At 58.0% G+C, this 25,440-nt stretch carries 19 protein-coding genes; 14 read left to right on the top strand and 5 right to left on the bottom strand.

Going from position 1 to position 25,440, the window contains the following annotated elements; translation table 11 throughout:
- Positions 1 to 538: 538 nt before the first annotated feature.
- The 10 genes from C1H84_RS14730 (at position 539) to C1H84_RS14685 (ending at position 12,146) form a co-directional block, all read left to right on the top strand.
- Entirely contained in the window at positions 539 to 2,068 is a 1,530-nt protein-coding gene (locus C1H84_RS14730; RefSeq protein ID WP_052772322.1) for a sugar transferase, read from the top strand.
- Positions 2,069 to 3,163 carry a Gfo/Idh/MocA family protein gene (locus C1H84_RS14725; protein WP_113607815.1) on the top strand — a complete coding sequence of 365 codons (1,095 nt, stop codon included), beginning with the start codon at positions 2,069 to 2,071 and terminating at the stop codon, positions 3,161 to 3,163.
- On the top strand, positions 3,160 to 4,182 hold the full coding sequence (locus C1H84_RS14720; protein WP_425323569.1) for an NAD-dependent epimerase/dehydratase family protein: 1,023 nt from the start codon (positions 3,160 to 3,162) through the stop codon (positions 4,180 to 4,182). The genes C1H84_RS14725 and C1H84_RS14720 overlap by 4 nt, the downstream gene beginning before the upstream one ends.
- 68 nt (positions 4,183 to 4,250) lie before the next feature.
- Entirely contained in the window at positions 4,251 to 5,405 is a 1,155-nt protein-coding gene (locus tag C1H84_RS14715) for a DegT/DnrJ/EryC1/StrS family aminotransferase (protein WP_113607814.1), read from the top strand.
- Between the two features lies 1 nt (position 5,406).
- Entirely contained in the window at positions 5,407 to 6,099 is a 693-nt protein-coding gene (locus tag C1H84_RS14710; protein WP_113607813.1) for a NeuD/PglB/VioB family sugar acetyltransferase, read from the top strand.
- A complete protein-coding gene (locus C1H84_RS14705; RefSeq protein WP_113607812.1) occupies positions 6,096 to 7,229 on the top strand; it encodes a DegT/DnrJ/EryC1/StrS family aminotransferase in 1,134 nt (377 codons plus the stop codon). Before C1H84_RS14710 ends, C1H84_RS14705 begins: the two co-directional genes overlap by 4 nt.
- A complete protein-coding gene (locus C1H84_RS14700) occupies positions 7,226 to 8,746 on the top strand; it encodes a lipopolysaccharide biosynthesis protein (RefSeq protein WP_244910922.1) in 1,521 nt (506 codons plus the stop codon). The genes C1H84_RS14705 and C1H84_RS14700 overlap by 4 nt, the downstream gene beginning before the upstream one ends.
- A complete protein-coding gene (locus tag C1H84_RS14695) occupies positions 8,743 to 10,011 on the top strand; it encodes a glycosyltransferase (protein ID WP_047118885.1) in 1,269 nt (422 codons plus the stop codon). The genes C1H84_RS14700 and C1H84_RS14695 overlap by 4 nt, the downstream gene beginning before the upstream one ends.
- A gap of 343 nt (positions 10,012 to 10,354) precedes the next feature.
- Entirely contained in the window at positions 10,355 to 11,188 is an 834-nt protein-coding gene (locus tag C1H84_RS14690) for a glycosyltransferase (RefSeq protein WP_181728159.1), read from the top strand.
- Between the two features lie 70 nt (positions 11,189 to 11,258).
- On the top strand, positions 11,259 to 12,146 hold the full coding sequence (locus C1H84_RS14685) for a DUF6492 family protein (RefSeq protein ID WP_146956125.1): 888 nt from the start codon (positions 11,259 to 11,261) through the stop codon (positions 12,144 to 12,146).
- A gap of 57 nt (positions 12,147 to 12,203) precedes the next feature.
- Here the strand turns inward: C1H84_RS14685 and C1H84_RS14680 are convergent, their stop codons facing one another.
- From C1H84_RS14680 to C1H84_RS14660, 5 genes are all read right to left on the bottom strand, one after another.
- On the bottom strand, positions 12,204 to 12,959 hold the full coding sequence (locus C1H84_RS14680) for a chain-length determining protein (protein WP_146956123.1): 756 nt from the start codon (positions 12,957 to 12,959) through the stop codon (positions 12,204 to 12,206).
- A 65-nt stretch (positions 12,960 to 13,024) separates the two neighbouring features.
- On the bottom strand, positions 13,025 to 14,410 hold the full coding sequence (locus C1H84_RS14675) for an O-antigen ligase family protein (RefSeq protein ID WP_181728158.1): 1,386 nt from the start codon (positions 14,408 to 14,410) through the stop codon (positions 13,025 to 13,027).
- Between the two features lie 297 nt (positions 14,411 to 14,707).
- Positions 14,708 to 16,075 (bottom strand): hypothetical protein, encoded by a 1,368-nt coding sequence (locus C1H84_RS14670; protein WP_146956121.1) that lies wholly within the window; start codon positions 16,073 to 16,075, stop codon positions 14,708 to 14,710.
- Positions 16,075 to 18,774 (bottom strand): WecB/TagA/CpsF family glycosyltransferase, encoded by a 2,700-nt coding sequence (locus C1H84_RS14665; protein ID WP_113607806.1) that lies wholly within the window; start codon positions 18,772 to 18,774, stop codon positions 16,075 to 16,077. The genes C1H84_RS14670 and C1H84_RS14665 overlap by 1 nt, the downstream gene beginning before the upstream one ends.
- Positions 18,749 to 19,426: an acyltransferase gene (locus C1H84_RS14660; protein ID WP_082123865.1), complete on the bottom strand. Its 678-nt coding sequence runs from the start codon at positions 19,424 to 19,426 to the stop codon at positions 18,749 to 18,751. The genes C1H84_RS14665 and C1H84_RS14660 overlap by 26 nt, the downstream gene beginning before the upstream one ends.
- Positions 19,427 to 20,851: 1,425 nt before the next feature.
- Between C1H84_RS14660 and C1H84_RS14655 the strand changes: the two genes are divergently transcribed.
- The 4 genes from C1H84_RS14655 to C1H84_RS14640 all read left to right on the top strand — a co-directional run bounded on the left by C1H84_RS14655 (position 20,852) and on the right by C1H84_RS14640 (position 25,365).
- Entirely contained in the window at positions 20,852 to 21,928 is a 1,077-nt protein-coding gene (locus tag C1H84_RS14655) for an acyltransferase family protein (protein WP_113607805.1), read from the top strand.
- A gap of 345 nt (positions 21,929 to 22,273) precedes the next feature.
- A complete protein-coding gene (locus C1H84_RS18070; RefSeq protein ID WP_146956118.1) occupies positions 22,274 to 23,014 on the top strand; it encodes a hypothetical protein in 741 nt (246 codons plus the stop codon).
- Between the two features lie 3 nt (positions 23,015 to 23,017).
- Positions 23,018 to 24,334, top strand: coding sequence for an MFS transporter (locus tag C1H84_RS14645; RefSeq protein WP_113607804.1), 1,317 nt, complete (start codon positions 23,018 to 23,020; stop codon positions 24,332 to 24,334).
- Positions 24,334 to 25,365, top strand: coding sequence for a TolB-like translocation protein (locus C1H84_RS14640; RefSeq protein WP_113607803.1), 1,032 nt, complete (start codon positions 24,334 to 24,336; stop codon positions 25,363 to 25,365). The genes C1H84_RS14645 and C1H84_RS14640 overlap by 1 nt, the downstream gene beginning before the upstream one ends.
- The last annotated feature ends 75 nt before the right edge of the window (positions 25,366 to 25,440 follow it).

Here is a 25,440-nt window from a genome sequence, read left to right as displayed (position 1 = left end):
GTGCGGAGGATTATCGGGTTTCAGTAGTCTCTATTGTTAGGGAGCAGCGCCGGATCCATGGATCCTGGACTGTCCACGAGAGAACTGGGGACCATGCACGTGGTTAATATCCCTGAGGACTCCTTCCCTTAGACGGGGCGGCGGTTAGCGAATCCGCAAGGATTACCCCCCAGCGCAACCGTTCGCCCCTTATGCGAAACAGGTCTCATACCGGATCTCCCCCGATCACTGGTATGGGACCTGTTTTGTATTTAACGGTATTTAGCGGCGCAAGTGTTCTCTAGGTATCTCCTAGGTATCAGACGAGTACCTTCTCAAGGTTTCTTCACAGGATTCGAGTGTTCCTCCACTCGTGCGACTAAGTACCTTGCGTCATAAGCTCGGATCAACGAGAGCTGCGGGACTACGCAAGGGGAAGCGGCTCTCAACTGGGGAATTTGCATCTTTTTGGGGGATTGCACGATATGTGTATTTTTTGGGGGGCTTTCACGCGCCTGCGCCCGCGCAACGGAATCTTCGCAGGTAGCGGGGTACGGTAATGTCGCAGATTAGCGGACGCCTTGAAAGCAATAACTTTGGATCATCGAAGCTCTTCGGTGCAACCCGCCCGGCAGAGCCGGCAGCAGCATCAACCGCAGCAGTCGACGGGCGTCGCTACGTTCGACGCCTTGCCGTCACCGATTTTGTCATCATCGCCGTAGCCAGCATCCTGCCGGAGGTTTTCGTCCTGGCCGGTGGCCAGCTGAATCCTGAAGCCCAGCAGCTGTCGCAGCACTTCGCGCTGACCGGGGCCGTCGTAGCACTGGCCTGGATTCTCAGCCTGGTCTTCTTCCAGACCCGCGCTGCCGGACGGATTGCCGTAGGCATGCAGGAATACAAATTCCTGGTCTACGCAACCGCAGCAGTGGCCGGCGGCATTGGGCTGATCGCCCTCATCACTGGAAACCTGGACTACAGGTTGTTCATCCTGCTGAGCCTGCCGGTTGGCCTCGGAGCGCTGCTCCTGGGGCGTTGGGGCTGGCGGCAATGGCTGGCGCGGCAGCGCCAGCGCGGCTTCGCGCTGAGCAACGTGCTGGTGTACGGACAGATCAAGGACGCGCCGTACGTGGTTCGACAGATCTCCAAGCAGTCCGGCCCTGCCTACCGCGTGGTGGGAGTGCTGCTCGACGGCGCACAGGACGAAGACTCCGAGCAGGTTCTTCGAATGGCAGATCCGACGCTTCCGCTGTCTTACGACACCGGAGCCATCGAGGATGAGGTCCTTCGCTACGGAGCGGACTCCGTGGTGGTGGCCGGCCCGCTGACCGGAGGAAACTCCGCGTTGCAGGAACTCGGATGGCGCTTGGAGAAGACCGGCACCAAGCTGATCGTCGTCTCCTCGCTCACCAACGTCGCCAGCCGCCGGGTGCGGACCAGCCCGGTCGACGGAATGCCGTTGCTGCACGTCGAGCTGGCCCGGTTCACCGGGTGGCGGTTCTTGCTCAAGCGCGGATTCGACATCGTTTTCGCCTCGCTGGCTCTGCTGGGCCTGAGCCCGGTATTCCTCGTCATCGCCTTGCTGATCCGCCTGGACGGCCCGGGAAAGATCTTCTACAAGCAGGAACGCGCAGGCCTGGACGGGCTTCCGTTCCACATGCTCAAGTTCCGGTCAATGGTGGAAAACGCCGAGGAGCGCTTGGCGGAGCTCGAAGCCCAGAATGAGGGCGCAGGGCCGCTGTTCAAGCTCAAGGACGACCCCCGGGTGACCCGCATCGGTCGCCTGCTGCGCAAGCACTCGCTCGACGAATTACCCCAGTTCATCAACGTCCTGCGCGGCGAGATGTCGGTCGTCGGGCCGCGGCCGCCGCTGTTCAAGGAAGTCGAAGCCTACACGGGACACGACCACCGTCGCCTGTACCTGAAGCCGGGCGTCACCGGGCTGTGGCAGGTCAGCGGACGATCCAATCTGGATTGGGCCGAAAGCATCCGCCTGGACCTGTACTACGCAGAAAACTGGACGGTTCTGAGCGACCTGCGCATCGTGTGGCGCACCTTTAAAGTCATGATCAAGCCAGATGGAGCCTACTAAATGAGCATCGCACCGGATACAAGCATCAACCCCGCACTGCGAGTCGCGGTGGTCGGTGCAGGATACTGGGGACCTAACCTGGCGCGAAACTTTGCAATGAGCAGTGAGTGGGAACTTGTCGCCATCTGCGACATGGACCTGGAACGCGCCCGGGCACTCGCCCGCAAGACCGGAGAGCCCGCGGTCGCCGGATCGCTGGATGAACTTTTGGCCAACCACGACATCGATGCCATCGCCATCGCCACGCCGGCGCGGACCCACTACGCCATCGCCATGCAGGCCATCGCCGCGGGAAAACACGTCGTGGTGGAAAAGCCGCTGGCGGACAACAGCGTGCACGGACGGGAAATGGTGCAGGCGGCGGCCGGCGCCGGAACCATCCTGATGGCCGACCACACGTACTGCTACACGCCGGCGGCGCTGAAGATCCGTGACCTGCTGGCCGACGGCGAGCTGGGGGAGATCCTCTACATCGATTCGACCCGCATCAACCTCGGACTGGTCCAGCCGGATGTCGACGTGTTCTGGGACCTTGCCCCGCACGACCTGTCCATCCTGGACTTCGTGCTTCCCGGAGGCCTGCGCCCACTGTCGGTCACCGCACAGGGGGCAGACCCGCTGCAGGCGGGCAAGTCCTGCATCGGCTACCTGAGCATGCCGCTGGACAACGGGGCGCTGGCCCACGTGAACGTCAACTGGCTCTCGCCGACCAAGATCCGCCAGATGGTGATCGGCGGCAGCAAGAAGACCCTGATCTGGGACGACTTGAACCCGCAGCAGCGCTTGAGCATCTTCGACCGCGGCGTGGACCTGGACCGCCAAGAAATGATCCGCACCGACACCGAGGACCGCAAGGGAGCCACGATCTCCTACCGGCTCGGAGACACCTGGTCGCCGGCCCTGTCCGAATTCGAACCGCTGGGGCTCATGGTCTCGCAGTTCGCAGCCAGCATCCGCGGCAACAAGCCCGCACCCACCGACGGCGCATCCGCACTGCGCGTCCTGCGCGTCCTGGAAGACGCCAGCGCAAGCCTGGCCAACGGATCCGCACCGCAGTTCAACACCGAGACTTCCGCAATGGAGAACGCATCATGACACAGCCACTGGCACGCCTTGAAGGCAAGAAATTCCTGGTTACCGGCGGCGCCGGCACCATCGGTTCGGAAATCGTCGACCAGCTGCTTGCCGCCGGCGCCGAACAGGTGGACATCCTGGACAACCTGGTCCGCGGACGCCGCGGCAACATCACCGAAGCCCTGTCCAGCGGCCGCGTGAACCTCATCGAGGGCGACATTGCCGACCGCGAACTGGTCCGCGAGGTCACCGAAGGCAAGGACGTGGTCTTCCACCAGGCGGCCATCCGCATCACCCAGTGCGCAGAGGAGCCGCGCCTGGCCGTGGACGTCATGGTCAACGGAACCTACAACGTCATCGAGGCGGCGGTGGAGGCCAAGATCCCGAAGGTTATCGCCGCATCCAGCGCGTCGGTCTACGGCATGGCCGAGCAGTTCCCGACCACCGAACGCCACCACCCGTACAACAACGACACGCTGTACGGCGCGGCCAAGACCTTCAACGAGGGCCTGCTCAAGAGCTTCCACGCCATGTACGGGTTGGACTACACGCTCCTGCGCTACTTCAACGTCTACGGACCGCGCATGGACGTGCACGGCGCCTACACCGAGGTGCTGGTGCGCTGGATGGAACGTATTGCCGACGGGCTGCCGCCGCTGATCTTCGGCGACGGCTCGCAGACCATGGACTTCGTGTTCTCCGAGGACATTGCGCGCGCAAACCTGCTCGCTGCCGCCAGCCCGATCCGCGAAGGCATCTACAACGTGGCCAGCGGCACGGAAACCAGCCTCAAGCAGCTGGCCGAAACCTTGCTGAAGGTCATGGGCTCGGATTTGCACATTGAATATGGTCCGGAACGCTCGGTGAACTCGGTGGTCCGCCGCCTGGCCGACACCAGCGCGGCCCGCCGCGACCTCGGCTTCGAGTCCACCGTGGGCTTGGAAGAGGGACTGCGCCGGCTGGTCACCTGGTGGGAACCGCTGCGCGAGGAAGTCGCCGCCGGCCACCTGCTGAAGAAGCCGGTCGCCGCAAGCCACTAGGCAAAACAGCGCGTACGCACTACATTTGTGGATCAACACGCGAACAACGATTTTTTGGGGGAAGAATCATGGATCGCATCAGCGTCATGAAGCCATGGCTGGGGACGGCCGAATCCGACGCGGTAGCAGAGGTCATCGCCTCGGGATGGGTCGCACAAGGCCCGCGCACCGCAGCATTTGAACAGGCATTTGCCGAGCACCAGCAGGCGGGGCATGCGGTAGCGGCCTCGAACTGCACCACCGCACTGCACCTGGCCTTGAAAGTCGCCGGGGTGCAGGCAGGGGATGATGTGGTTCTCCCGTCATTCTCGTTTATCGCCACCGCGAACGCCCCGACCTACCTGGGCGCGCGCCCGGTGTTCGCGGACGTCGAGGAAACCACGGGAAATGTCACCGCGCAGACCATCGAAGCCGCACTGACACCGAAGACCACCGCCATCATCGCCGTGGACCAGGGCGGCATGCCGCTGGACCTGGAGCCGTTGCGCCGGCTGTGCGACGAACGCGGGCTGGCGCTGGTCGAGGACGCCGCCTGCGGTGCGGGCTCGACCTACCGCGGCGCGCCCGTGGGCGTGGGCGCCGACGTGTCGGCGTGGTCGTTCCACCCGCGCAAGCTGCTCACCACCGGCGAGGGCGGCATGCTCACCACGAACAACGAGCAGTGGGCGCAGCGCGCCCGGCGCCTACGCGAACACGCCATGGACGTCTCCGCGGCGGACCGCCACGGCTCCACGCTGGCCCCGCAGGAAAGCTACGGGGAGATCGGCTACAACTTCCGGATGACCGACATGCAGGCGGCCGTGGGACTGGTCCAGCTCTCCAAGCTCGAGCAGATGGTGGTGCGCCGGCGCGAACTGGCCGCACGCTACCAGCAGGAGCTGGCAGGGGTGCCGGGGCTGCGCTGCGTGCAGGACCCGGAGTACGGAACCTCCAACTACCAGTCATTCTGGATCGAGGTGAGCCGCCCGTTCCCGCTGGACCGCGAGGGGCTGCTGGCCAAGCTCGCCGAGGACGGGATCTCCGCACGCCGCGGCATCATGGCCTCGCACCTGCAGCCTGCCTACGCCGGGCACAGCGGGTACACGGTTGCACTGCCGGTCACCGAGCGGCTGACCGCCAACACGCTGATCCTGCCGCTGTACCACGACCTTCGGGAAGAGGAACAGGACCGCGTGATCTCCAGCGTGCTCTCCGCCAGCGCGCTGACCGCCGCCGGAGCCTAGCATGGCCAAGGTCCTGCTCCTGGCCGCCAGCGGGCTGGCCCGGGAGACACTCGAATCCATCCGGCAGACTGGCGACCACCAGGTGCTCGGGATCCTGGATGACAATGCAGCGCTGCACGGCACCTCGGTGAACGGGGTGCCGGTGCTCGGGGGACTCGACCTGGCCGTGCGGCGCAGCGAAAAGCTGCTGCTGTGCGCAGGCAAGGGCGCGTCGCGGGCGGCCATCGCCCGGCGCCTGGACCTGCCCGAGGAACGCTACGCAACGCACATCAGCGCCCACGCGGTGCTGGGCGGCAGCGTCAGCGTGGGCGCCGGCAGCATCATCCTGGCCGGCACCGTGGCCACCAGCGACGTGCGCATCGGCCGCCACGTGGTCTTGATGCCGCGGGTGGTGCTCACCCATGACGATGTCCTGGAGGACTTCGCCACGCTGGCCGCCGGCGCCACCCTGGCCGGCACCGTGCACGTTGGCAGCGAAGCCTACCTGGGCACCAACAGCACGGTCCGCGAAAACCTCCGCATCGGACGCGGCGCCGTGCTCGGCATGGCAGCGGCGCTGATCACCGACCTGCCGGCGGGGCAGACCTGGGCCGGAAATCCGGCCCGCCCGCTGGACTCCCGGATTCCGGGCCGCAACCCGGAACCGACCAACAACACACTTTTGAATGCAAGCCTGAAAGAGGCCACTCGATGAGCAACAACGCGATGACGACCCACGCACCCATTCCGCTGGTGGACCTGAAGGCCCAGCAGCGCGAAGTCCAGGACCAGGTTAATGATTCACTGGCCCGGATCTTTGAGAATACGGCATTCATCGGCGGCGCGGCCGTGGCAGACTTCGAACAGGCGTACGCCGGCTTCGTCGGGGCGGGGCACTGCATCGGCGTGGGCAACGGCACCGACGCGCTGGAGCTCGCGCTGCGCGCCGCCGGGGTGGGCCCCGGGGACGAGGTCATCATCCCGGCCAACACCTTCGTGGCCACCGCCGAGGCCGTCAGCCTGGTAGGAGCCATCGTGGTGCCAGTGGATGTTGATCCGCAGCATCTGCTCATCGACCCGCTGGCTGCGGCCGAAGCCGTAACCGAGCGGACCAAGGCGATCATCCCGGTGCACCTGTACGGCCAGACCGCCTTCGTGGAGGAACTTGAGCCCATCGCTGCCGCCTGCGGCGCGGTGATCATCGAGGATGCGGCGCAGTCGCAGGGCGCCACCCGCTTCGGGCGCAATGCCGGAACCCTGGGCCGCGTTGCAGGCACCAGCTTCTACCCGGGCAAGAACCTGGGCGCGGCCGGCGACGCCGGCGCGGTGCTCACCAACGACCCCGAGCTCGCCGAGCGGGTCCGCCTGCTCTCGGCCCACGGCAGCCGCGTGAAGTACGTGCACGAGGCAGTGGGACGCAATTCCCGGCTGGATGCGGTGCAGGCGGTGGTGCTCAGCGCCAAGCTGGAGCGCCTGGCCGGCTGGAACCAGCTGCGCCGCGACGCCGCGGCCCGCTACTCTGAACTGCTGGCGGATGTTCCGGGTGTTGTCCTGCCGCAGCAGGCCGAGGGCAACGAGGACGTGTGGCACCTGTACGTCGTCCAGGTCGAGGAACGCGACCGGGTGCTGGCCGAACTGAACGAGGCGGGCATCGGCGCCGGCATCCACTACCCGGATCCGGTGCACCTGACCCCTGCATTCGAGCACCTGGGCTACGGCGCAGGCTCCTTCCCCGTGGCCGAGCAGGCCGCCGGGCGAATCCTGTCGCTGCCGCTGTACCCGCACATCACCGAGGAACAGCAGCAGCGGGTGGTCCAGGCCCTCAATGCGGCAGTATCACGATGAAGACCAAAGGCCGTCGGCGTCTGGAAAAAAGACGAGGAGGTCCCGGAGCATCAAGCGCCTTCGGGTGGAGCCTTCTGAACACCATTGTGGCGCGTTTTGCCACGCTTGGCATCGGGATCGTTTTGGCCCGTGTTCTCGGACCGGAAGAGTTTGGCACCTTTGCGGTAGCCTTGGTCGTTCTCATGGCCATTTTGAGCTTCAACGAGCTGGGCGTCAGCCTGGCAATCGTGCGTTGGCCTCAAGACCCCAAACACATCGCTCCCACGGTCAATACGATATCCGTTGTCGCGAGCATCATCATTTTCTGCGGTGCCTATGTCCTGACACCGGCGGTAGCCACGGCAATGGGGGATCCCGAAGCTACAAAGGTGATCCAGCTGCTTCTGGTCAGTGTCTTGATCAACGGTGCGGTCGCAACGCCGGCTGCTCTGCTTCAGCGCAGATTCCAAGAACGCACGCGTATGGTTATTGACCAGACCAATGTATGGGTCGGGGCCATCATTTCCCTTGTTCTTGCGCTGATGGGATTCGGGGCGATGTCGCTTGCGATCGGCCGGCTCGCTGGATCATTGATTTCCGGCGTGATGTTCCTGGCCGCGTCGCCGCTTCCTTACCGCTTCGGCTGGAATCGAGAAGTTGCCCCGCAACTTCTCCGATTCGGTCTTCCCCTTGCAGGCTCGAGTATCGTCGTTTTCGCTGTTGGTTATGCAGACCAATTGACCGTTGGCGCTGCTCTGGGCGCAACGGCGCTGGGCTTCTATGTCCTGGCCTTCAATCTGTCCAGCTGGCCGATGAGCATCGTTTCCCAACCGCTTCGGCGGGTTGCACCGGCGGCATTCTCGCATCTGCAAGCGAACCCCGCGGGGTTGGGACGTACCATGAGTACGCTCATGGGGCTGCTTGCGGTGTGTACTGTTCCGTTGTTCGCATTCGTCTCCGGCGCTTCGAGATCCCTTGTTGAATTTATCTACGGTTCCCAATGGCTTCCGTCAGCTGCAGTTCTGTCATTCTTGGTTTTCTCGGCGCTGGTGCGCCTTGCCTATGAACTGATGTACGACTACCTGGTAGTTCTTGGACGCACCGGAACAGTTTTCGCGGTGCAGCTCGTGAGCCTCTGCATCATGGTTCCGGCCTTGCTGCTGGGTGGATATCTCCGCGGGTTGGTCGGCCTGAGCGCTGCGCACGCTTTGGTTTCCTGGTTGGTAATCCTGCCAATGTACGGCTTCCAGCTTTCGCGGGCTGGGGTCAAGATCTCAGCCATTGTCCGCCGTGCACTATCGCCAGTCCTAATCGGGCTGGGAGTGGGATTCGCGTCCTACTACATCACGCTGTCTATCCCGTCGACATTCTGGGGTCTGGCAGCGGGTGGGACGCTGGCGTTCATTTGCACCGCAACAATGCTTTATGTGCGACGAGCCGATCTGGCTGTAGTTCGAGGTATTGGACAGGCCAAAACCGAGGCGGAACCAGTAGGCGATGCAACAACAGTAAGTGTTGCCAAAGAGGAGCTTCAATGAGGATTCTTGTTTTTCCACACGATTTTGGTATCGGCGGCAGCCAGCTGAACGCGGTAGAGATCGCCGCGACGCTGAGGGATCAGGGACATGAGTGTGTCATCTTTGGCAACCCGGGTCAGCTCAACGGCCGGATCTCGGAGCTCGGTCTTGAATACATCGAAGCTCCACGTCCAAGAGTTCGACCTACGCCGAGCATCGTTAAGGCCCTGGTTCAGATTATTGACGAACGCGATATTCAAATACTTCACGGATTTGAATGGCCACCGAGCCTTGAATGCGCAATCGCTAGCCATCTGCGCCCAGCAACGCGGCACGTTTCTACCGTGATGTCGATGTCGGTTGCGCCGTTCATTCCACGAACTACTCCATTGATCGTCGGCACCGAGGCTATTGCCCATCATGAACGCGAGTCCGGTCGTTCGATCGTAACTGTCCAGGAGCCACCCGTGGACTTGGACCATAACAGCTTGGGCGCGGTCGGATCCACCGATGCGTTCTTTGAACGGTGGAACCTTTCGCATCAGGCCTTCACCGTTGCAGTCGTTTCACGGCTTGCTCCTGAACTAAAACTTGAGGGAATCTTAGCTGCGATCAAGGCCCTGCCATTGCTTGGAAGCAATCAGCCCGTGCAGCTGGTCATTGTCGGCGACGGACCTTCCGAGCCCGAGGTGCGAGCCGCAATCGAAAGCGCCGGCCTTGGGGCGACTCCCCACCGAGTAGTGATGACTGGCTCACTGAACGATCCCCGAGAAGCCTATGCGGCCGCTGATGTCGTCTTAGGCATGGGTGGTTCCGCTCTCCGTGCCATGGCGTTTGAAAAGCCATTGATAGTTCAAGGTGAAAATGGGTATTGGAAGCTGCTGACTTCGCGCTCACTTCCTGATTTCCGATGGCACGGGTGGTACGGTCGCGGCGATAGCTTGCACGCTGGACCGGAACGTTTGGCAAAGATTCTTGATCAGCTCATCGCAGACGCGGTCCTACGTGAGCGACTGGGGCAATTTTCCCTCGAAACAGTGCTGGAGCATTATTCGCTAGAACGTGCAGCGCAGATCCAACTGGAAGCCTATGAAGCAGCTCTGAATAGTTCTCCGCAACGGGCCAACGAACGCCTTCATGGGCTTGCGAGCCTGTATAAATTAGCAAATTATGAGTTCCGCCGACGATGGTCCAACCTGCGAGGGAGGACCATAAAAGACGATGATTTTAATGCTTCCCCGATCGTCACGGAACGTCCACAAGTACACCGCGTAGGGGCTGAATAGTATGGCTATCCCAGACACAATTCTTTGGATTGCAGGTACGTCATGGGACAGCGTTCCAGGTACAGATCGTCGACTTGTTGACGAGCTTGCAGAGCACTTTGACGTAATTTGGGTTGACCCACCGGTGCGACTCCCAAAGGGTGCTATTGCCTCTCAAGAGATCAAGCAAGTTCAGCCGCGAGTTTGGCGCCTGCCCATCTACACTTTGCCTGGTATTACCAGACCTGTAATACGAAGAATTACTAGTTGGATACTCCAACGAAATATTCAGACTGCCTTGCGGACGATGGGGCGCAGTCCCATTGCAACAGTCGTAGCTTTTCCGATAGCCCGGTTTCCATCCGTGAACACTGGACAACGAATCTTCTACGTCACCGATGACTGGCTAAGCAGCGCACACCTGACTGGATTCTCGCAGCAATACATGCGAAAAATCGTTGCCCGGAACCTTAGCGCGGCAGATGTTGTCGCTGCTGTTACCCCGGTACTTCTGGAGAGCCTGAATAAGACCGCATCATTTTCGAGGGGAATTGTCTTTCCCAATGGATGCCCCGAAATATCTCCACGGGGTGAAGTGCGCCGTCGCCGGGAAATAGGCCTGTTTGGGCAACTGAACGAGAGACTGGATCTCGAAATTCTTGAGCAGCTACAGCTTAGCGGCGTTCGTATACTCGTGGCTGGACCGCGCACCGATACTGACAAAGCCTTTGGTTCGAAGCTGACGAGATTTTTGGAATCCGAGAATGTCCAATGGGTCGGCGCGGTTTCTTCTACCGAGCTCCAGCAGTATCTCGCAAGAGTCAGTGTGGGTATCACTCCATACGCTGATACCGAATTCAATCGATCGAGTTTTCCGCTCAAGACCCTGGAATATCTGGCCGCCGGAGTCCCTGTTGTGGCTACCTCTTCACCAGCTGTGGATTGGCTGCAATGCGACCAAATCTACGGGGCAAAAGACACTGCTTCATTTGTCGGGCGTACGCTCGAACTTTTGGACGCTTCGTGGGACATGGCCGAGGAAGAACAACGGCGCAATTTCGCCAAGAACCATAGCTGGCGCCAACGGGCCCGCCAGTTCTCCGAACTGATTGGCCATTCGCCCGTTGGTAATACACCATCGGAACACGGAGAAGCTCAAGGCACGTTGAAGAGCGTATCGACAATTAAGGAACCGTAGTTTCTTATCAAGGCTGGCCGATTCTTCGGTCAATCCCGATTATCGACCCGGTAGAAAGCGAGGGGTTAAGATGACTGATTCAACCAGACCCAAAAAGACCATGGTGGTTGTGACACCCAGCTATCGCCCAGATGCGGAACTTTGTCGTGACCTCAATGCTTCTGTCATGAAGTATTGTTCACCTGACATCGAACACCATATCCTCGTGCCCAATCGCGATTTGAACCTTTTCGCCGACATGGCCAATGAACGAACGAAAATTATCGGGGTGGATAGCCTTCTTCCCAAGAATATTTTCAGGATTCCCGGTGCGAACCTTTGGATCAATTTGGCTCGTCCGTTCCCTCCTCTACGAGGATGGATCGTGCAACAACTGGTGAAGCTGGGCTACGTGGCTTCTTTGGCTGCAGACTTGGCGCTGTTGATCGATTCAGACATTGTCTTCATCAACCCTGTCACGACAGACAGCTACACGCATGAGGGGGAAGCCCCCTTGTTCCGGCGCAGGGGAGGAGTGACCGAAGACATGCAGAGGCACGTTATCTGGCATCAAGTCTCTCATCGACTTTTGGGCCTCGAAGACCCTGGGCCCTGCCCTCTTCCCGACTACATAACGTGTCCTTGCTTGTGGGAGCCAAAAATGGTCTCCAATTTGCTGGAACACATAGAAATTACCACGGGCGAGCATTGGGCCACCGCAATCGGGCGCAACCTGCACTTCTCAGAAATGATGCTCTATGGCGTATACGCAGAACACTTCCATGATCAGGCAGAACCACTACTGACTACGGATGCTAGCCAGGTTCACAATTATTGGGACGAAGTACCGTTGGACCAGGAAGGGATGAAGGAATTCCTAAGGGGCGTGCGAGGCGAGCATCTTGCAGTCATGATTTCGGCTAGGTCCAACACGCCTTCGGAAGTTCGACGTCAGGCTTTCACAGAGTTCCACGGTTAGGTTCCGAAACGAAAACCTGCCGGAAATACCTCAGGGTATTTCCGGCAGGTTTTTTGGCTATCTTGAACTAATCCTGCGTGTGCGTTCAACAGGAACCAGAACTGGCCCTTGGGCGACCGTCTTGTTTTCCTGCGATGTATCTGGTTGTTCAGCAGCCGCGTGCGAGGAGGCATCATCAGTTGCATCTGCAGCATTCGCGTCCGAACCGTTGTGCTTAGAAGAGGACTTGCGAGCCTGTTTTCTAAGCCGAGCCTTCTTGACCGCCACACCCAGCGAGACGCTTGTCAGCATGAGAACGGCGCCGCCGATGAACACTACGATGACCGAACGTAGCCTGCTTGAAAACTGTTCGGTAGGTTTCTCTGGAGCGACCACAGTCAGCGACGTAAAGAGATACATGTCATCAGCCCCGTTGATCTTCTGGGCATCGTACAAATTCTTTTCTAGATGTTTACCTAGCGCCACCGCAGTTGCGACAGCATTCTCCGGGGTACTGGCCACGCCAGAAATATCGATGACGAACCCGTTGCTATTCACGCCCTGGCCCACCACATACTCCGGTCCAAGGCCGGCAGCTTCAATTTCAGCCGCCGTGCTGGCTGATTTCAGCTGGGTAACCATGACATCGGTGATCAAAGACGGATCCGATGAACGCAAGTATGGATTGTCCTTGTTCAATTTCGCCAGGGCTGGATTCTTTTCCAACTCTCGCTCGCTAGGCAATGTTGGATTTACTACCGCAACGCTCATGCTCGATTCGTAGGACCGAGGGCCGAATTGGTAGACATAGACGCCCGAGGCGATGGTAATCATGAGTACAGGCAGTACCCAAAACTTGTAAGTCCAAAGTGTCTTAAGGACGGCTAGCGGATCCATGATTAGGTACCCACCTTTCTGCGATTGTGTTTTTTAGTAGAAGTTGTTGCACCACTGAGTTTGTGTTTGTGCGACGGTCTTCCGCGGGCCAAATTCCAAGCAACTCCACCAAGTCCCGACAAGACCGGGAATGCCAAGGCGAAAACCGGAAATGAGAGGGAGTCAAAGGTTAGCGAACACGCAGCGCCCACTGAAATTCCCGCAGTTACGGCACCGGCAAAGCATTTGAGCGCTGGGTCTTTCAGCGAACAGGCGGCAACAGCCGTGGAGACTGCCGGCACAGCGAAGTACATGATTGTGGCTACCATCCCGACTAAGCCCAACGTCACTGCGGCACTCAAATACTGATTGTCAAGGAAGTAGATGGCGAAGTCCGGTATGTAGTTGCCAGGGCCTAACCCCAATACAGGATTTGCGTCGATCATCCGAGCAACACGAGGATAATTATCGGTTCGTGTGCTGATGGAAGGGTCAGATGTTCCAGAGAATAGAGATCCTGTCAGTGTGGTCACCATTCCCGGTATCGTGAGAAATACGAGCGCTCCAACCACAGGAATAATTAAGGTTGCCCATTTTCGGGCAAGTGCCGGCAGGAAAGGAAAGAAGATGAGAAGGGAGACTACTAGGCCGAGAATGCTCGATCGGGAGACAGTTGCCACCATCGAGAACGTCAGCAGTGCGCAACCTAGCCAGTGAAGCATTTTGCTACCTTTGGGATCGTATAACGCCCGCCAGATTGCAAGAGGAAGCACCATCGCAGAGACAACTGCCAGCTCAATTGATGTAAAAGTGGTGCCGGCAACACGAAGAAAAGTTCCGCGAACCTGAAAAGTCGTATCCCCACCGTTGTAGGTGAATCCGGGCATAGCCTGCTGGATCCATTCCACTGGATTGATTCGCAACGTAAACTGAATGGCCGCAATGACTGAGCAGACTACAGCGCCAGCTATGAACGGGCGTACGATTCGCAAAATTCCGTCAACAGAACGCGCAGCATGGGTAACTGTCAGCATCAATCCAGCGCTTGCTGCGATTAGGAGCAACCAGCGATCAGCGGCTGCCCGCGTGGTGATATTGCTACCGCCTGTCCAACCGGAAAACATCGCAACATAGGATAGGCACGTTGCTATCACCAGCGCTCCCAAAGCGAAACGCCCTGGATGTTTATCTTCCAGTGGGTTATGGAGTCCGAAAATACTTGAAGCGAACCAGACTGCAGACAACGACAACGCGAGCAACATCGGGACTGATCCAGACGCACCAATTGGTTCCAACACCATGCTTGACGGAATGGCGAAGATCGAGAACAATGCGATCTTCAACAAGTAGTATCCACGGCCATCATCCGAAGTTTGCGTGATACTGCCACGTATCAGTTTTTCGGCCATATGGACTTTAGATATTGCTACTGTGTTGTGCGAGTCTTTCGATTCCGGACGGATCCCCGGCTTAGTCATGTCTGGCAGCAGCTATGTACAAGACATGCTGCCGATACATGACTGGACATTGCTCCGCAGTCCCCAAAACTGCGTTTGAACACACGTTTATACAACATATTTTCCCCAATTTTTCCCCCTATAAGTACACGATATCCTTGATCCGGCAAAGCCGGAAGCGGTTATTTGCAGAAACGACTGCATTACCCGAGAATCTCGTGTACCTTTCGTGCATCGACGCTTGCCTGCCTATCCGGACGTGGTCTTGCAGGTTGATGCGTCAATGCTAAATACTGCCAGCTGGTCATGCGATGTCAGGACATCGGCAAATTTGCCACCTGAGATTGGAACTTGTTTCTTGGCGAAGCTCTTTACCGCAGTTCCTTCGTCGATACATGGGACGTGCACCTCATATTCTTGATTACCAGATGATGTCGCCGTCAACAGGATGTATAGTTTCTTGCCTTTCAACTTGACCAGAGCATCGACATTTCCTGTCACCGAGACTCCTGATTCCACCGTTGGGGCGTTTAGAACTGGCGCCAGTTCTGAAATTCGCTGGTTGAGTGCAGTTACAGTCGCTTTCGGCTCGTCGCCGCAGTCCCGCAGAACATTGTGAGAGGCGCAGCTCCCTCCAAAACTATGGTTGAAGTAGACGACTCCTCTGGCGCCATGAACAATGCTGCTCCATACGGCTGCCTCGATCTGTTCTGGCTTGATAGTTGGACTTTGTTCTTCACCCGCAGGATGACCTACTTCGACGAAGGCCCACACGGGCTTCGACCCTTGAGGCCTGACCAAATCGCGTAGTCGATCGATGGTCCAACCGTAGTTTGAAGCCTTTCTGCATTCTTCGGTGCTTAGATCCCGTTGCTCTGGAAGCAACGTCCCGCCTTCCGATGCGCCGCAGATGTTCGTATCCGTGAACCAGTAATTGTCGGCCGAGACGATGTCGCCGAAGTCGCTGACGAATCGCGTAGCCGTTTCCGCAGATTCCCAGAAAGTGACACCCTTGCCGTAATTGACGTAGTCAATCTGCCCAGGAGATTTTTTCTTGCCGAGTTCCTCCAAAATTGTAAATCCGCAGGCCTGCTCGGCGGGGTCACAAATAGTTCCCTCACCTGGAGAATTGCCGGTCCATTTGGCATCTCCGCCGCGTCCCCACATATCCACTTCGTCGGGGAGAACGAACCCATTGGCTTCAGGAACTGTTGAGCTGGTGAATGCGATCATGCCTGCGCTTCGAATAGCGTCGACATCTGAGCTCCCGGTCAACTCGACATAGGTATTCAGCCCCATCTCCTTATCCCGTTGAATATCTGCGGGCTCCACAGCGGTGGCGAACCATACACCCAAGGGAAAGAATCCATCAGAGGTGGGCAACGGGTGCTTGATTTTTTCGGTTGATGATTTCGCACCGTCGACAGGTACCGTCTTGAGCACTGTCGATTCCTCAGGTGTAGGAACACCCGTTGATTCGAACACCTTTTCTTTGACTTGTTTATTCGGCTCCGCATTCAACTTCACAGGTTGTTCGCCGGGTGCACTGCTGCACCCGGCGAGAATCAGCGACAGGGCCAGAATTCCGCTGGTGTGAATACGTCGGCGAATTGTCATCAGGTACCCTGCTTGTCGATGCTTTGTGCCTGCGTGCGGCTTGAATCGTCCCGTTCCCAGAGGGGCGCTACCGTCGCTTCCAGTGCCTTTGCCCGGCGACGGGCAATCAAAACCAAGGACGCATAGGTGCAGGCATCGCCTAGTGACTGAAAACCACTGACGCTGGAGACCAATTCACTTAGAGTGCGTCGTGAACTTTCGTTTCGTACGTCTTTGTCTTTCTTTGCCTCGCGTTGGCCCCTGTAGTTCCGAGTCAAGACCCGAAGCAAAGAGGACACGTTACGCGGTGTCTGAACGCGGACGGGAATGGTAGGCAAGATGGCTTTCTCTTCGGCCGAGAACAATTCGTCGATGTAGAGGTCATCTGCTGTCAAGCTCGGGAACTCCGCGAAACGGGAACGGCCGTTGCGGCTCAGGGCATAGGCCCCGGCCCCCCACAGCGCCGTGCTGGTGGAGGGAATACGCCGCCTGGCACGGTAGAAGGAACGCACCAGCGGGCTTGCGTTCTTCGAATCGTATTCGAACGCAGGTCGCGCAGATAGTGTTGCTTCCGCCCCAAGGTGTTCAAAGGTCGTTCGTAAAGCCGACGGAGTGATAACGATGTCAGCATCAAGGTAAAGCCGAGGAAAGCAGTCTCCGGCGGCTTCTTCGGCCAGGTTCAGCGCAAAGACCTTTGACGGTACTTCAGTTTCAAGAACCTCCACTCCCTTGAAGGACCTGGCAATTTGAGCGGTGTTGTCGGTGCATCCATTGCAGGCGACAACGACCTTTACCAAATTGAGCTCCGCCAATTCAGCAAGCGGCATCAGCGTCTGACGTATAACATCAGACTCGTTGTGCGCCGGGATAATTATGCTTCCGAACGGAAAATGACCCAGTTCTACTGAATCGGTCTCTGCTGCAGGAAGACTATCCCACAGTCGTTCGTTGGCCACGATTCGATAGATGCCGCGGTGGGCAGGGCGCGTAATGCGCAGCAACTCGTGTAAACGGACAATTTGCAGATACAGCTGGGCGAAGCGCGCCGAATGATGTTTTCGAACGTACTTCACTCGGTTCACTGCCATAAGGGCGTTCAGTGCTGTGGAAGACCCAGATCCACCCATTTGATGCATCATGACAGCTTTTGGCTCGTACCAGCATTGCGCGCCCTCTTCTCTGGCACGTCTGAAGTAGTCAGTCTCCTCGGAATATAGGAAAAACTGTTCATCCCAGGCACCAAGCAGTTCATGAAGCCTGCGCTCCACCATAACGGCTGCGCCAGTTGCCCATTCCACTCGGTGTGGATGCTCGTAACTTTCGCGATCAAAATCGATTTCCGAGGCCCAGCCTGGGCGCTGCGAAAAACGCTCACCAAAGAACGCGTCACCCACTGCGCGCGTGATCGTAGGTTCCCTGCGCAGTGAAACGTATGTTTCGCCGTTTGGTTGAAGTAAGCGCGGAACGACGATGCCTGCACCCGACAGCTGCATCCTTCGAAGCATGGCGGAAATCGCCCCCGGATTTACGGTCAGATCCGGGTTGAGGACCAGTACGGCGTCGCAATCTCCGGAAAGCCCCCGGATATGATTGATCCCGCCAGCGTAGCCCAGATTGGCACCGGTCGGCACGCAGATCACATCTGGATAAGTGCCCAGCATCGCAACGGTTTCATCTGTGGAGCCGTTGTCTGCGACGATGACACGCAGATCCAACGTCAGCGCCTGCTCGCGCAGGCTTGCTATCAGTGCTTCCACGGAATCTGCATTGTTATAAGTAACAGCCAAGACGGTGACATCCGCATGCGCGTCGGGTCCGACAAAGCGGCCGAACGCTTTGAGTCCACGCACAGGCGCGACTGCATAGTTTGTGGGCATTGGAACCGGCCCTGAAGCTGCCAACATGCTTCCATCCTGTCTGATCATGGCAAGTCCAGGAGGGTTGTGCAAGAGGTAGCGCTGCGAGAGCCGCTTTGGTTCCAAGGCAAGGCGCCAAGCCCATTCCATACCGTTCAGAGCAACCCAAGATGGAGCTCGCTTGACGGCGCCAGCAAGAAAATCAACGACTGCGCCAAAGGCTAGGAGCACCTTGGCCCCGGTTGATGATCCGTAGGAAGCCATCCAAAGTTCCTGTCGAGGCTTGCCTAGTCCAACGACGAGAATATCGGTCTTCGAATCCTTGATCTGCGCCGCGAGCGAAACGCTGTATTCGTGGTCTTGAAGGTCTTTGCGATCCGGCGCCCAGAATCCTGTGACCTCTAGATCGGGTCGCTGTTCTGCCAGCTGATGCGCAAGCTGCTGCTGTACATGCGGCGAGCCTCCCAAGAACCCTACTGACAACTTCTTGGATTCTGCTTCGTCAAGAATCGGGCCGATGAGATCGCTGCCCGCCAGACGGGGCCACTGTCGTCCCGTGAGCTGGCGTGATCGCTTAACCAAAGGAGCACCATCAAGCAGGGTCAACCAAGACATTGCCTTCGGATCTTGCAGGGTGTCTGTATCCCGCAGTGGGAATGTCGGATTTAGTGAATGGCCGATACTGCCATCCCAGCGGCTGCCATGCCCGAATTGCACGATATGGTCCAGGTTGGCTGAAACCACAGAAAGAGCGCTGTCTTGCGGGTCTGAAGCATGGTTAATGATATGTTGAACGGCTTCGCTTTGATCCATGAGGTCAACGACGATGCCCGACAATTTAATGCGTGGATGCAGGTGATTCATTGGACACCTCAAGGTGATGCGAGCGATTTTGAATTGGTTGCTGTAGGTTCGCAGAATCGTCCTCTGGGCACTCTGCCAGGACGCCGCCTGCTAGTCGATAGGACTCGTCTGTTTTAGGACAGACCCAGAGCCCGGGTGAGGTTTCCACGAGCTTGTAGCCGGCTTTGCCGACCCAGCCGATTTGCTTAGCTGGCACTCCGGCAACCAGTGCATGTGCGGGAACATCTTTTACGACCACGGCTCCGGCCGCGATAGTGGACCATGCCCCAATTCTTACCGGCGCCACACAAACGGCTCGGGCGCCAATTGCTGCTCCTGTTTCCACTACTACCGCTACTGCGTCCCAGTCATCATGCGACTTGGCGGTGCCGTCGGGATTGACGGCCCGCGGATTCAAGTCGTTGGTGAGCGTCACAGCCGGGCCGATGAAGACTCCATCGGCCAACTGTGCGGGTTCATAGACCAAGGCATAGTTCTGGATTTTGCAGTTGTCGCCTACGGTCACACCTGGACCAATGTATGCGCCGCGTCCAATGTTGCAGCCCTGTCCTACAACCGCACCTTCTCGGACCTGCGCCAGATGCCAGACATTAGTATTTTCACCGATTTCCGACAGCTCGGAAACATCGGCGCTGCGTTCAATATGAGTCATTTTTCCCCCAAGAAATGACGCTCCAAATAGATAGGAGCGGTCAGAACGGTTCGCTCAGCTGGCTGACCGTTGACAAGGTCGAGATTAGTTTTTCGAATGTGGCCAGGCAAGGCAACGTGGTTGCTTCCGGTGCTATTCGAGAACTTCGACAGGATGATTGCAGTGTTTTTCAAGTGGTTGCAAGTGTGCTTCCCAATGGTTATGGTTCAATTACTTAGAATTTCAAGTGACTGATCGGCAACGCGAAATCGGAAGCTAAACCCGTGAGAACTCTGGGTACGGAGCGACGCGGAATCGCCTGGCGCCATTTTCAGATATACGGGTGGAGCGCAGTAACAACATTCGGCCCTTCTTTATAAATGAATCTCCAATTTTCTGGATGCCTGTGTCTGATGCTCATCAAAAGGCGGCACGGATGCACAGCCATAACATTCGCGAATCCAAAACTAGAACTTCTAATCAAGGGTCGCTTCTTTCGCATCATCGAAATGTCGACATTGCGTGTATGGCCTCCCAAGCAACGTGCGGCAAACTCGTCAGCCAGGCCCTTGGGCTGGTGGCCCCTCGTTATCCGTCAAAGACGACGAAAAGTTGAGTTTGAGTAGGACTTAAGCGAGTGAGCCTGCGCAACGTATCCGAGCTGGGGCAAGGCCGAAGCCGCGTGTGTGTTCTCGTCGACTGGGAATGAGTTGGACCACCATCGGCCTTCCACTAGTCGCGAGTTAAAGCGAACCGCAGGGTGTAGGCCGATGAGGTTTGGCGCCATCGGAATGGTCCGGATCTGAGGAATGGAAGGTTGATTTGCAGCTGGATATGAAAATGAATTCGGGGATGATTTCTCAAGTTGTTGTGACCTGAGCATTAAGAAAATCAAAGTTGCGTCTCAGCTGATTGACCAAGCGAAGTCGGAGGAGCCAAATTTTTGATACGGCTATGGATAGTTTCTTATAATAGTCGGGGAAAGAAGCTCCTCTATTACCGGTGCAAATAGAGGACGAAATCGCGCTTGTCTGAGTATTTTTAGAGTACAAGAAAGTGTTATAGTTCACCTCAGTCTCGCGAATTGATCCATCTTTAATTTTGTGAACAATTGGCCGAGACTCCACAGGTCCATATCTGCTCATTTGCGGGCATTCTAAGCGATTCATTTTTTGTAATTTATGGAAGATTGTTTGTGTGTTCAAGTAGCGGTCGATAGTGTGGTGCAAGAATTGTCTTTAAATCGAATCGCGAAGTTGCTGATTCGACCCCAAAAATATCGCTTAGGGTTTTGATGAGGAATTTTGTGTGGCTTCCAAAAAAGAAGATGATGACGCCTGACAGTGTCTCAAGTGGTCAAATGCAAGGTTCTATCCATATTGATCAGATGAATCAGAATTGCCGGAATCTGGAGGTCGAGGCAGCTGTGGAAAAAGATGCTAGCGAATCTGCAGCGCCTCTAAAAATGAAGTACTTGCCTCAGCTGACGGTCTACGGGCATTAGCCGTCTTGGCTGTCGTTGTATTTCACGCGCGCACGACCTTGTTACCAGGCGGCTATATAGGCGTTGATGTATTTTTCGTGCTCAGCGGATTTTTGATTACTCAGATCATCAGCGCCGAAATCATGCGTTCGGGAGCGTTTAGTTTCAAGAACTTCTATCTTCGTCGTGCTCTGCGATTGTTCCCAGCACTCTTCTTAGTTGCATCAGTCTGGGCGCTGATCTATTGGTTGGTGCCCGGAATTCCTCAAGCTCATGAATCGCTTGTCGGGACGGCTGCCGCAATCACTTATTCGTCTTCATGGATCGCCGCCAACCACGCGGCCGATCTTGGCTCGATGCTTCCCACTTGGTCACTCAGCGTCGAAGAACATTTCTATCTTGTATGGCCGATCTTGCTGGTTCTTGGATTCAAGTTGCCCAAGCAATGGCGCTGGGTCGCTTTCACCATGCTTGGCCTTGTGCTCGTCTATCCGGTCATCATGTTCTTGACGGCCGGTTGGAGTCAAGATCGGCTGTATTACGCGCCGGATACTCGTGCCGGGCAACTCCTCGTTGGGTGTGCAGCAGCCCTTCTTCTTAATCGAATGCAAGTTAAGATTCCATCCGTTGTGGCTCTGGGGAGCGCCGTGGTGCTTGTCGGTTTTGCCTTCGTGGACGGCCGGATTCCTGTCAATGTCTACTCAAGAGGTGGAATCATTCTAATTCCGCTATTGGGATTGGTCATTGTTGTTTGGGCCGCACAACGAACTCGCGGTGTTGTACATCGATTCTTAAGTAGTAAACCCATGGTTTGGGTGGGGCAACGTTCCTATGGGATTTACTTGTGGAACTTACCTCTTATTGGCGCGTTGGCTTTTCTCGGATCCTCACCAGGAGCGTTGGCAGCCAAGGCGGTACTCTGCCTAGCTGTTCCGGCCGCTTCCTATGCATGGATGGAAAAACCATGTCTTAAACTCAAGGATCGCTTCTACACCAAAGCCGAGCGTAAGGCCCTATCGGCTGCCGCTGAAAATTCGTAGAGTGTAAGACGCGGCCCGAAGCGGCACGTCCGCAAATTTGCCGGAAGCAAGGTGAATCGAATCGAACACGATAGAGAATGTGCTCCGGCCCGACTCATCTTGTCCCAACGCCGCGCTCCAAACTTCCGCCGTAGCCAACGCCAGCCTGCTCGAAATCGGCAAAGGTGGCTGGCCGGCGAGAAATTTTGGAGTCAGCGGTCCCCAGACATCAGTTGATACGGCTGGTCTTGGTCGGACATGAGCGCTGAATTCGCACAGGTGCTATGCCAGACGGTGACACTGTCATAAGCTTGATTGTGGGAGTTATCGTGCCTTCTTGGGGGAAGGGGTAACGTTGGGGGAAAAATGAAAATCAGGACAATTATCATCGTCATGCTTGCAATCGCGGCGCTACTTTTTGGCGTCGGTTACGGGCTAAATCAGGCCGGCAATAGCAAAGCATCGGACCAGACGGATCAAATTTCTCCGGACGGGCAATCAAGCGACAAAGCAGCCGATGAATCACCTCAGGTTTCGCAAACACCGCAGACGAATACAACTGCTGCTCCGACCTCATCTGCAGACGGCAATCAGTCTGACAAAGACAGTCTTGCAGTAGATCCTCAGGCACAGCCGACGAGGCCTAGTTGGGATCCGAAGCCGAGCGCGCCGGACAGGCGATTGGAAATCAAGGCTGAGTCGTCGCCGTCACCAAGTGGCTTACCTTCAACTGAACCACGCACGGACGTCTTGAAAAAGGCGCCAAAAGCCGCCACCGCAGAAGGGAAACTGACTAAGGGATTCCCCAAAAAAGCGCTTCCTTTGCCACAATCTTCCGATGTAGAGAAGTCTTCGGTATCCGTGCAGTCTTCGATGGTCATGGTTGGAGTGCAGGGGCGAAGCAAGCAGAGCGTAGAGGACGTCCTCGCGTTCTACGAGTCGCACTTCAAGGATCTCCAGTGGCTGGCGAGCACCAGTACCGACGCTGACGGGAGCACCCGGTTGCAGGCGGGATTCGGTCAGGACACGGCCACGGTGACGCTGCACCAGCTGCCCACAGGACTGACCGAAATCAACGCCGCCGGCGTTTTCAAGGTCGAGGACTAGGGAATGTATCTGAGCCTCTCGGATTGGAGAAGCAACAAGGCGTCCAACACTTCGCGGGCCGCCCAGGTGGCGTTCAAGGCCTCTCCGACGGTCATTGCCCTGGGCATCGTGAGCATGCTGACCGACATCTCCTCGGAATCCGTCGCTGCCATCCTTCCCATGTACATCACCGGTGCACTGGGACTGTCCATGATTGCCTATGGATTTTTCGAAGGCCTGAACCAGTCGGCCAGCGCGCTGGTCCGCATCGCCGCCGGTTACGCCGCTGACCAGACCAGCCGGCCCAAACCGGTAGCTGTCGCAGGTTACGGGCTGTCAATGGTGGCCCGTGTCGGTCTGCTGTTTGCCACGGGCTTCGCCGGCATCGCGGCGGTGATCGGCGTGGACCGCGTGGGCAAGGGCATCCGCACGGCACCGCGCGATGCAATGATCCAGCAGGCCTCCCAGCCCGAGCATTTGGCGCGCTCCTTCGGCCTGCACCGGCTGCTGGACACCATTGGAGCCACGGTGGGTCCGATGCTGGCATTTGTCGTCCTGCTCCTGGTACCGGACGGATACCGGGCGGTCTTCGTACTGTCATTGGCCGTGGCGATTCTCGGTGTTGCGGTACTCGTGCTGGTAGTGCCCAATCGCAAGCTGGGAGCGAAGCCGCTTCCTGCAGCGCAGGCCCACAACTCGCCGGCTGCTACGGCGGAGGAGCCGGGACGGAGCATCCGGGCGCTGAAATTCAAGCCGATGCTGCGGATGCTGTCCCGCGGGCGGATGGGCAGGATGCTGTGCGCCGCCGGCTTGCTCGGACTGCTGACGGTCGGCGACGGTTTCGTATACCTGGCGCTGATGGCGCACGGGACGATGGACTACTTCTGGTTCCCGCTGCTATTCGTCGGTTCAAACCTGGTGTTCCTGCTACTGGCAATCCCGCTGGGCAAGCTCGCAGACCGGACGTCCCGGGCCGCGGTATTCGTCTTGGGCCATCTCGCCTTGGCTCTCGCGTACCTGTGCGCCAGCGGGGGAGGATCGCTGATCTTCATCGTTTCGGCGCTGGCGGCGCTGGGGCTGTTCTACGCGGCGACCGACGGCGTGCTGGCGGCCCTGGCTGGCCAGCTGTCGCCGGAGGGGTCGGTGTCCACTGGCATCGGCGCTGCGCAGACGGTGGTGGCCGTGGCCCGCTTGCTGTCCGCCACGGGCTTCGGCGTGCTGTGGGTGTTGTTCGGGGCGAACCTCGCCCTGCTCGGCGCCGCAGCCCTGCTTTTGCTCGTAGTCCCGCTGGCTTGGTATCTTTTGCTCGGAAAATCCTCCCAGCCAGCTGAAGAGAACTGATGAGCGATACGGAGCCCAAGGGCCTAGGAAAAAAGAGGACATTGGTCCTGATAGTCATTGCGGTGCTGGTGCTCGGTGCTGCCGGCGTCTACAGCGTGCAGGCCTTCCAGCGCTACCAGGAACGCACAAGCGGCGCCTCGGCGGCTGCACTGCGCGATTCCATGCCGGAAGGTGACCGCATCGTTTTCCGCAATACCGCCCCGGGCGAGGGCTACGGTTCAATGGCCGCCGTTGCCCTGAATGCGCCGTCAGGCCAGCGTGCCTTGACGGACATCTCCTGCGACCGGGTGGCCGAGCGCGCGGGGCTGGTGTCATGCATGAAGACACGCCGTGGAATCCCCACGACCTTCGAGAACGACGTGCTCGACGCTGAGGGAAATCTTGTTGAAACCCTGCCGCTTCCGGGCATCCCGAGCCGCACCCGTATTTCTGACGGCGGGCTGGTGGCGACCACGTCATTCGTGACAGGTCATTCCTACGCGGCCGGGAGCTTTTCCACCGAGACCACGGTGACCAGGGCCGACGGCACCGGGTATGGAAACCTTGAAGACTTCACCATGATGGTTGACGGCGAGGAGCTCACTGCCGTGGACCGCAACGTCTGGGGTGTCAGCTTCGTCTCCGAAAACGAGTTCTACGTGACCGTCGCCTCCGGAGGCAAAACCTGGCTGATGAGGGGGAGTTTCTCCGCCAAGACCTTGACGTCGGTCATCGAGAACGCCGAGTGCCCTTCGGTATCCCCGGACCGGAGCCGTGTCGCCTACAAGAAACGCACCGGTTTGGGAGCGACGGTGCATTGGGACATCGCTGTGCTTGATCTGAAAACCGGCAAGGAAACGATCATCGGCTTGCGTGACGGATTCGACGACCAGCTTGAATGGCTGGACAACGACCGGCTGCTCTACGGTGTTCCGCGGGCCGGAGAATTGGGCGACAGCGACGTCTACGTCATTGATGCCCGTGCGGAGGCAGAACCCGAAGTGCTCATCGAGCACGCATGGTCGCCATCGGTCGTGCGAACGGCCGGTTAGCCTGGCGGCGCCAGGGGCGGGACAAAAGAATGCGTGGCCGGGGAGAAATGTTTCTCCCCGGCCACGCATGTTTTT

It is taken from the genome of Glutamicibacter soli (assembly GCF_003309065.1).
GTDB classification, from domain to species: Bacteria; Actinomycetota; Actinomycetes; order Actinomycetales; family Micrococcaceae; genus Glutamicibacter; species Glutamicibacter soli.
This window is presented reverse-complemented; position numbering and strand designations above follow the sequence as displayed.